At 74.7% G+C, this 7,463-nt stretch carries 7 protein-coding genes and 1 tRNA gene; 5 read left to right on the forward strand and 3 right to left on the reverse strand.

Going from position 1 to position 7,463, the window contains the following annotated elements; translation table 11 throughout:
• Window positions 1-12: 12 nt before the first annotated feature.
• From mutL to J2Z33_RS12430, 4 genes are all read left to right on the forward strand, one after another.
• A complete protein-coding gene (gene mutL, locus J2Z33_RS12415) occupies window positions 13-1,818 on the forward strand; it encodes a DNA mismatch repair endonuclease MutL (RefSeq protein ID WP_209841512.1) in 1,806 nt (601 codons plus the stop codon).
• 61 nt (window positions 1,819-1,879) lie between these two features.
• Window positions 1,880-2,311, forward strand: coding sequence for a hypothetical protein (locus J2Z33_RS12420; RefSeq protein ID WP_209841514.1), 432 nt, complete (start codon window positions 1,880-1,882; stop codon window positions 2,309-2,311).
• Window positions 2,312-2,372: 61 nt separating this feature from the next.
• The gene (locus J2Z33_RS12425) at window positions 2,373-2,705 is read left to right on the forward strand and encodes a DUF3775 domain-containing protein (RefSeq protein ID WP_209841516.1); all 333 of its coding nucleotides are present in this window, start codon (window positions 2,373-2,375) and stop codon (window positions 2,703-2,705) included.
• A gap of 79 nt (window positions 2,706-2,784) precedes the next feature.
• Window positions 2,785-4,401, forward strand: coding sequence for a peptidoglycan-binding domain-containing protein (locus J2Z33_RS12430; RefSeq protein WP_209841518.1), 1,617 nt, complete (start codon window positions 2,785-2,787; stop codon window positions 4,399-4,401).
• Between the two features lie 2 nt (window positions 4,402-4,403).
• Here J2Z33_RS12430 and J2Z33_RS12435 read toward each other — a convergent pair whose 3' ends face one another.
• The 3 genes from J2Z33_RS12435 to J2Z33_RS12445 all read right to left on the reverse strand — a co-directional run bounded on the left by J2Z33_RS12435 (window position 4,404) and on the right by J2Z33_RS12445 (window position 6,108).
• A complete protein-coding gene (locus J2Z33_RS12435; protein ID WP_245218811.1) occupies window positions 4,404-5,648 on the reverse strand; it encodes a DVUA0089 family protein in 1,245 nt (414 codons plus the stop codon).
• Between the two features lie 182 nt (window positions 5,649-5,830).
• A complete protein-coding gene (gene ykgO, locus J2Z33_RS12440) occupies window positions 5,831-5,956 on the reverse strand; it encodes a type B 50S ribosomal protein L36 (RefSeq protein ID WP_037280171.1) in 126 nt (41 codons plus the stop codon).
• Window positions 5,957-6,033: 77 nt separating this feature from the next.
• Window positions 6,034-6,108 (reverse strand) — tRNA-Val (locus J2Z33_RS12445).
• Between the two features lie 143 nt (window positions 6,109-6,251).
• On the opposite strand from J2Z33_RS12445, the gene J2Z33_RS12450 reads away from it, so the two are divergent.
• Window positions 6,252-7,112, forward strand: a complete 861-nt coding sequence (locus J2Z33_RS12450; RefSeq protein ID WP_209841520.1) for an N-formylglutamate amidohydrolase — start codon at window positions 6,252-6,254, stop codon at window positions 7,110-7,112.
• The last annotated feature ends 351 nt before the right edge of the window (window positions 7,113-7,463 follow it).

A 7,463-nucleotide genomic window follows, 5' to 3' on the forward strand; every position in this document is an offset into this window, starting at 1 on the left:
AGTCTTCGGGCCATGACCCGCCCGCCCGTGCCCCCGACGATCCGTCCGCTCGATCCCCACGCGATCAACCGCATCGCGGCGGGCGAGGTGGTGGAGCGGCCCGCCTCGGCCGTGAAGGAGCTGCTGGAGAACGCGCTCGACGCCGGGGCCACGCGCATCGACGTGGCGATCCGCGAGGGGGGGCGGGCGCTGATCCGGGTGGAGGACGACGGCTGCGGCATCCGCGCCGGGGAGCTGCCGCTGGCGCTCGCCCGGCACGCCACTTCCAAGACCGACGGGGCGGACCTTCTCGACATCCGCAGCTTCGGCTTCCGGGGCGAGGCGCTGGCCTCGCTCGCCGCCGTGGCGCGCCTCTCGCTCGCCAGCCGGGTCGCGGGCGAGGAGGCGGCGGTGATCGCGGCCGAAGGGGGCCGGGTCGCGCCGGTGCGCCCTGCCGCGCTGTCACGGGGCACCGTGGTCGAGATCCGCGACCTGTTCTTCGCCACTCCCGCCCGCCTCAAGTTCCTGCGAGGCGAGCGGGCCGAGGCGCAAGCCATCGCCGACACCCTCCGCCGCCTCGCGATGGCCGAGCCCTTCGTGGCCTTCACCCTGCGCGACCTGACCGACGGGGAGCGGCTGGTGATCCGGCTCGATGCCGAGTCGCCGGACCTGGGCGACCCGCGCGAGCCCCTGCGGCGGCGGCTGCGGGCGGTGCTGGGGCGGGCCTTCTCGGACGGCGCGCTGCCGCTGGAAGCGGAGCGGGACGGGCACCTGCTGACCGGCTGGGCGGGCCTGCCGACCGAGGCGCGGGGCGCCGCGACGGCGCAGCATGTCTATGTCAACGGACGGCCGGTGCGGGACAGGCTGCTCCTGGGCGCGCTGCGGGCGGGCTACATGGACGTGCTCGCCTCCGGGCGGCACCCGATGGCGGCGCTGTTCCTCGACTGCGACCCGCAGCGGGTGGACGTGAACGTGCACCCCGCCAAGGCCGAGGTGCGGTTCCGCGACTCCGACTGCGTGCGTGGGCTGGTGGTCGGGACGCTGCGCCGGGCGCTTGCGCCCTTGCGGCCCGCGCCCGCCCTTGCCGAGGAGCTGATCGAGGCGGCGCGGCCGGAGCCCTGGACCTTCCGGCCCGCCCCGCCCTCGCCCCGCGCCGTCGAGGCGGCGTTCCGCGCGCAGGCCCCCGCCCTGACCTCCGCCTTCGCCGAGGCGATGCCGCCCGCCGCGCCCTGGATCGCGCCCGAGGAGGTGGAGGCGGCCCACCCGCTGGGCGCGGCGCGGGCGCAGCTCCACGGCAACTGGATCGTGGCCGAGACGGCCGAGGGGCTGGTGATCGTGGACCAGCACGCCGCCCACGAGCGGCTGGTCTACGAGCGGCTCAAGCGCGAGATGGCCGAGGGGCCGGTTCGCACCCAGGCTCTCCTGATCCCGCTGGTGGTGGAATTGCCCGAGGACGAGGCGCAGCGGCTCGCCGACGCCGCGCCCGACCTCGCGCGGCTCGGGCTGGTGGTGGAGCCCTTCGGGCGCGGCGCGGTGGCGCTGCGCGAAGTGCCAGCCATCCTGTCGGGCGCGGACGGGGCGGCGCTGCTGCGCGACGCCGCTTCCGCGCTGGGCGAGGAGGGGGAGGGCGGGGGGATCGGGCGGCGCGTGGACGCGGTGCTGTCGCGGATGGCCTGCCACGGCTCGGTGCGGTCGGGGCGGCGGCTGCGGCCCGAGGAGATGAACGCCCTCCTGCGCGAGATGGAGCGGACGCCCAACGCCGGGCAGTGCAACCACGGGCGGCCGACCTTCGTGGCGTTGCGGCTCCAGGACATCGAGCGGCTGTTCGGCCGGCGCTGATGGACAGGGCCAGGGCGGCGGGCTAGCCTCCGCCGCGAACGACAGCAGGGAAGGGCTCGGCATGGCGGGGCGGTGGATGGCGGTTATGGTGGGGCTCCTCGCCCTCGGGGCCTGCGCGCAGACGGGGACGACGGGCGTGGGGGCGGCCTCGGACCGGCTGCTGGCGCGGTCCTTCGCCGACACGCCGCTGCGGCAGGGGGCCATTGCCATCTTCGCCTCGGAGCCCGGCGGCCCCACCAGCTATCGCCTGAGCCCCTGCGGCAACGGCGCGGCCTGCGTGGGCGGCCCCGGCGGGACGATGGGGTCGGTCACGCGGACGGCGGACTGGACGGTGGTGCGCGGCCTCCACGGCCGGACCTTCTGGCTGGGCCAGGGCGGCACCGGCTTCGTGGAGCGGGCGGGGACCTACCTGCCGCTGAGCTGGGCGCCGCGCGCCGAGGGAACCGGCGAAGGCGACGCCCCGAGCATCGAGACCCCCTACCGGCACGGCTGAGCGGCCGGAACCGGGGCGCGGGGCCATCGGTTGCCCCTGCCAAGACTGAAAGGGAAGACGCATGGACATCGGAGCGGATCAGGTCGGCGAGGTGATCCTCCTCGCCCGCGAGATGACGGAGCAGTACACCGGCGCCGAGGAGCAGTTCGACGGCCTGATCGAGGGCATGAACGAGGACCAGCGCTACGACCTCGTGGCGTTGTGCTGGATCGGGCGGGGCGACTTCGAGCCCGAGGAATGGGACGACGCCCGCCGCACCGCGGCCGAGCAGGCGACCCTCTCGACCGCCGACTACCTCAAGGGCGTGGACCATCTGGCCGAGCATCTGGAGGCGGGGCTCGACGCCATGGGCATCTCGCCCACCGATGCCGAGGACAGCGCGCTGGAGGGCTGAGGCCCCACGGCGTCCTTGCCGGAGGGGGCCTTCGCGCCCCATCCTCGGCCCGTGGCCCCGCTTGGGAAAGGACCGACCGATGCGCCGCCTTGCCGCCGCCCTGCTGCTTGCGCTCCTGCCTTTGGCGGGGCGGGCCGAGGATCTGGCGCTGGTGCTGGGGACCGGCGACTACCGGACGCTGCCGGACGTGGCAGGCGGGGCCGACCTCGCCGGGGCGACGCCCGCGCTCGGGGCGGCGGGCTTCCGGGTGCTGGCGTTGCGCGACGCGACGGCCGAGGCGGTGGCCCCGCTGCTGGCCGATCTGGCGCGGGCCGAGGCCGACCGGCTGGTCGTCGCGCTGGCCGGGCGATTCGTCACCGACGGGACGCGGACCTGGTGGCTGGCGGCGGATGCAGGCGCGCCGACGCTCCTTGGCGTGGAGGCGCGGTCGGTGTCGGTCGAGAGCCTCCTCGCCGTGCTCGGGCGCGCGCCGCTGCGGGCGGTGCTCCTCCTCGGGGCGGACCCTGGGGCCGAGGCCCCGCTTGACCCCTGGCTGCGCGAGGGGGTCGGACGGGTGCAGGTGCCCGAAGGCGTCGCCGTGCTCGTTGCGCCGCCGGAGGAGGCCGCGCGCCTGCTGGCCGACCGGCTGGCCGAGCCGGGCGTCGCCCTCGCGAACCTCGTGGGCGGGCCGGTGCGGGCGCTGGGGCCGCTGCCCGAAGGGGCGGCGCTCCTTGCCGACGCGGGCGGGCCGGAGGACGACGCCCTCTGGCAGGCCACGGCCGCGTCGGGGACGCTGGGCGCCTATCGCGACTACCTCGCCGCCCATCCCAAGGGGCGCCACGCCGCCGAGGCGCGGGCCGCCATCGCCGCGCTGCTGTCCGAGCCCGGCCGCGAGGCGCGGCTGGCCGAGGAGGCGCTCGCCATGACGCGCGACGGGCGGCGCGAGGTGCAGCGCGACCTCGCCGCGTTGGGCTTCGACCCGCAAGGGATCGACGGCGTTCTGGGGCCGGCCTCGCGCCGGGCGATCACCGACTGGCAGCAGCAGAACGGCTTTCCCCAGACCTCCTTCCTCGACCGCGAGCAGCGGGAGCGGCTGGCCGCGCAGGCCGCCCGCGAGGCGGCGGAGCAGGTGGCCGCCGAGGAGCGCCGGCAGGCCGAGGCCGAGGCCGCCGACCGCGCCGCCTGGGAGGAGACGGGCGCGCGGGGCGACGAGGCGGGGCTGCGCGCCTACCTCGCCCGCTTCCCGGAGGGCGTCTATGCCGGGGTCGCGACCGAAGGTCTGGCTGCTCTCGACGCCGCGAATCGCGAGGTGGCGCAGGCGCAGGACATCGCCGCCTGGGACCGCGCCCGCGCGGCCGATTCGACGGCGGCGCTGCAGGGCTACCTCGCGGCCTCCCCGCAGGGGCGCTTCGTCGGCGCGGCGCGGGCGCGGCTCGACGCCCTGGCCCAGGAGGAGGCCCAGGCGCGGGCCACCGAGGCCGCCCGCGCCGGGGAGGCGGCGCTGGCGCTGGGTGCGCCGACCGCGCGGGTGGTCGAGGAACGGCTGGCGGCCCTGGGCCTCGACCCCGGCCCGGTTGAGGGGACCTTCGACGACGCCACGCGCGGGGCGATCCGCGCCTATCAGGAGGACCGGGGCCTGCCGGTCACGGGCTTCCTCGACGGGGAGACGCTCGCGCGCCTCCTCGCCGACACGCTGGGGCCTCCACGGGCGCCCTGAGGTCAGGGCGCGGTCGCGGGCTCGAAGAGCTCGAACAGCACCCGCGTCGGCGCCTGCGCCCCGTCGCCATACTGCCGCACGGCCAGGAGGTAGGTGCCTGGCATCACCCGAGCCGCCAGCAGCGAATCGAGCGAGTCGCCGTTGTTGTCGTTGTAGGCGACCTGCCGCCCGACCTCGTCGAACAGCGCGACGTAGGGGTCGCCCATGTCGTTGGTCAGCGCCTCGACCAGCACGAGGCCGGGCCGGCCCACCTCGAACGAGAACCACGTCGCCCGGTCGGTGGTCGCCACGTCCTGCCGCAGCCGCGTCGCCAGCGGTCCCAGCGCCATCACCGGATGCGAGCCGTCGAGCGGCGGCGCGGCCTCGGCCCGGTCATAGAGTCCGGCCATCACCGCCTGGGCGTCGTAGGCCGAGACGCTGACCGTGACCGGCAGCGCCGTGTCGCCGAGCGCGCCCACCGCGAGGCAGTAGTCGCCGGGCGGCAGCGGCGCTCCCAGGTCGATGCGCGAGTTGAGTCCGTCCCAGTCGTCGTTGTCGGCGAGATGAGCCCCGCCCGCGTCGTAGAGCGTGATCGTCGGATCGGCCTCCGGGTTCTCGGCGGTGATGGAGATCGCCGTCGGCTCCGACAGCCGGAAGCCCCAGAAGGGCGTCTCGTTCACCGAGGCCGTGGCCGTGACCCGCGCCCGCGCGATCAGCGCGTCGAGCGGCTCCCCCTCGCCCAAGAAGGCCGTGACGGTCGAAAGGTCGCAACCTCCGCCGCCCGCGACGACAGGCGCGTCCATCCCCGGCGTCAGCGCCTCGTGCTCGCTCCGCCCCGCCCGGACGAAGCCGGTCATGGGCGAGCCGTCGTAGGACCGCATCATCAGGCAGTAGCGGCCGGGCGTCAGCTCCATCTCGGCCCGGGCCGCGCCGTCGCCGCCCGAATCATCGTCGGTCAGGATCACCGCCCCGCCCTCGTCCCGCAGGTCGAGGATAGGGTCGCCCGCGCCGCGCCCCTGCGCCTCCAGGCGCACGGCGGTCGGCACCGAGACCGAGAACAGCGCCACGTATTCGTTGTTCTGGAGCACGAGGGCCATCTGCTCCAGGTGCGAGGCCGCCGTGGCCACGTCCGAGGCCGCCTCGGTCCCGCCGATCCACTGGCCGTTGGCGCTCGCGCCGCCGCAGAAGTCCTGCGCCGCCGCCGGCAGCCCCATGCCGCAGGCCAAGGCCACCGCCGGCCCAAGCCGTCCCGCCTTCGTCGTCCCCATCGTCCCGTCCTCCCCGGCGTCCCGTCGGGGCAACCTACGACCCGAGGCCGGCCCGAGGCCAGCGGCAACTGCCCGGACCCGGTGGGGAAAACCCGACCGCCCCACGGAAAAGGGCCGCCCCGGTTGCCCGGCGGCGGCCCCTCTTGTCCGTTGCGGCGACCCCGGAGGCCGGCCGGCGCGGCTCAGCCCTGGCGGGCCTTGTAGCGGCGCTGCGTCTTGTTGATGACGTAGACCCGGCCCTTGCGGCGCACGACGCGACAATCGCGATGGCGCTGCTTGAGCGAGCGGAGCGAGTTGGCGACCTTCATCGTCGTCTCTCCTGTTCGCGGCGCGCATTGCGCCTTGTTACGGTTCGTGCGGGTCCGGAATGGACCGCGCCGGAAGATGGTGGGCGGTACTGGGATCGAACCAGTGACCCCTACGATGTCAACGTAGTGCTCTACCGCTGAGCTAACCGCCCGTCCGCGTCGCCGGGGCACAAGGCCTCGGCATCGGGTGGGCGGTGGATAATTGCTGCGCGCGGGGTGGTCAAGGGCTTTTGGCGGGGCACCATTCCGCCTTATCTAGGCCAGCGGCTCGCATGAGACGGACCCTTCGACGCCCATGACCCAAGCCTTCGAGATCACGCGCCCCGAACGCCGGACGACCTCGGTCGTCTTCGCCTCGCCGCATTCGGGGCGCGATTATCCCCAGGCCTTCCTGGACCGGGCCGAGCTGGACGCGCGCGGCATCCGCTCCTCCGAGGACGCCTTCGTGGACGTGCTCTTCGACTGCGCGCCCGACCATGGGGCGCCCCTGCTGCGCGCCTTCGCCTCGCGCGCCTTCGTGGACCTCAACCGCGCCCCCGACGAGCTCGACCCCGCCCTGATCGAAGGGGTGCGGCGTCCCGTGCACAACCCGCGCGTGGCCTCGGGCCTGGGCGTGATTCCCCGCGTCGTCGCCGGCGGGCGGCCGATCCACAGGGGGCGGATCGCCCTGTCCGAGGCGCAGGGCCGCATCGACGCCTATTGGCGGCCCTACCACGAGGCCTTGCAGGACCTCCTGGCCGAGAGCCACGCGCTCTTCGGCGAGGCGGTGCTGATCGACTGCCATTCCATGCCGCACGAAGCGATCGAGTCGATCGGCGGCCCGGGCGGGCCGCGCCCGGAGGTCGTGCTGGGCGACCGCTTCGGCGCGGCGGCCTCGGCGGGCGTGGTGGACCTGATCGAGGCGGCCTTCGTCGGGGCGGGGCTGCGGGTGTCGCGCAACATGCCCTTCGCCGGGGCCTACGTGGTGCAGCACTACGGGCGGCCCTCGCGGCGGCAGCACGCCGTTCAGGTGGAGATCGACCGTTCGCTCTACATGGACGAACGGCTGGTCGAGCCCAGCGCCGCCTTCGACGACTTCCGCCGCCTGCTGCGCGGCGTGGTGGCCGAGATCGCCTCCCTCGGCGTTCCCGACGGGGTTCGCCTGGCGGCCGAATGAGGGGCGCGCGTGCCCGGTCCCGGGGCCTGTCGCAGGCCCTGTCATTTTTCTGCAGCCGGGTTGTCGTTTTTCTCTTGCGCGGGGCGTGCGGCATCTCTAGACAGCGCTTCACCGACGGCGTGGCGACGCGGTGTCGGGTTGGCGGACGGTCCGGGCAGTGAGCTTGGATGCAGTCCGTGGGGATCTCTTGGGATTGGCGATGGCGCGGCGCGGCTTCTGGAAAGGGGTTGCTGCTGCGGGTTTCCTGTCCTTGCGCTCCCCTGCTATTTGACATTCGAATGTATCTTGAAGGGATATGTGGGCGGTTGCTTTAGGCTTGTCGGGATCGACGGTTTGGGGTCGTTTTGCATA

Source organism: Rubellimicrobium aerolatum (assembly GCF_017872975.1).
GTDB lineage: Bacteria > Pseudomonadota > Alphaproteobacteria > Rhodobacterales > Rhodobacteraceae > Rubellimicrobium > Rubellimicrobium aerolatum.

What these genes read in the sequence shown, in the direction of transcription:
- mutL (WP_209841512.1), top strand. Translation starts at nt 13, where the DNA reads ATGACCCGCCCGCCCGTGCCCCCGACGATCCGTCCGCTCGATCCCCAC.
- J2Z33_RS12420 (WP_209841514.1), top strand. Translation starts at nt 1,880, where the DNA reads ATGGCGGGGCGGTGGATGGCGGTTATGGTGGGGCTCCTCGCCCTCGGG.
- J2Z33_RS12425 (WP_209841516.1), top strand. Translation starts at nt 2,373, where the DNA reads ATGGACATCGGAGCGGATCAGGTCGGCGAGGTGATCCTCCTCGCCCGC.
- J2Z33_RS12430 (WP_209841518.1), top strand. Translation starts at nt 2,785, where the DNA reads ATGCGCCGCCTTGCCGCCGCCCTGCTGCTTGCGCTCCTGCCTTTGGCG.
- J2Z33_RS12435 (WP_245218811.1), bottom strand. Translation starts at nt 5,648, where the DNA reads ATGGGGACGACGAAGGCGGGACGGCTTGGGCCGGCGGTGGCCTTGGCC.
- ykgO (WP_037280171.1), bottom strand. Translation starts at nt 5,956, where the DNA reads ATGAAGGTCGCCAACTCGCTCCGCTCGCTCAAGCAGCGCCATCGCGAT.
- J2Z33_RS12450 (WP_209841520.1), top strand. Translation starts at nt 6,252, where the DNA reads ATGACCCAAGCCTTCGAGATCACGCGCCCCGAACGCCGGACGACCTCG.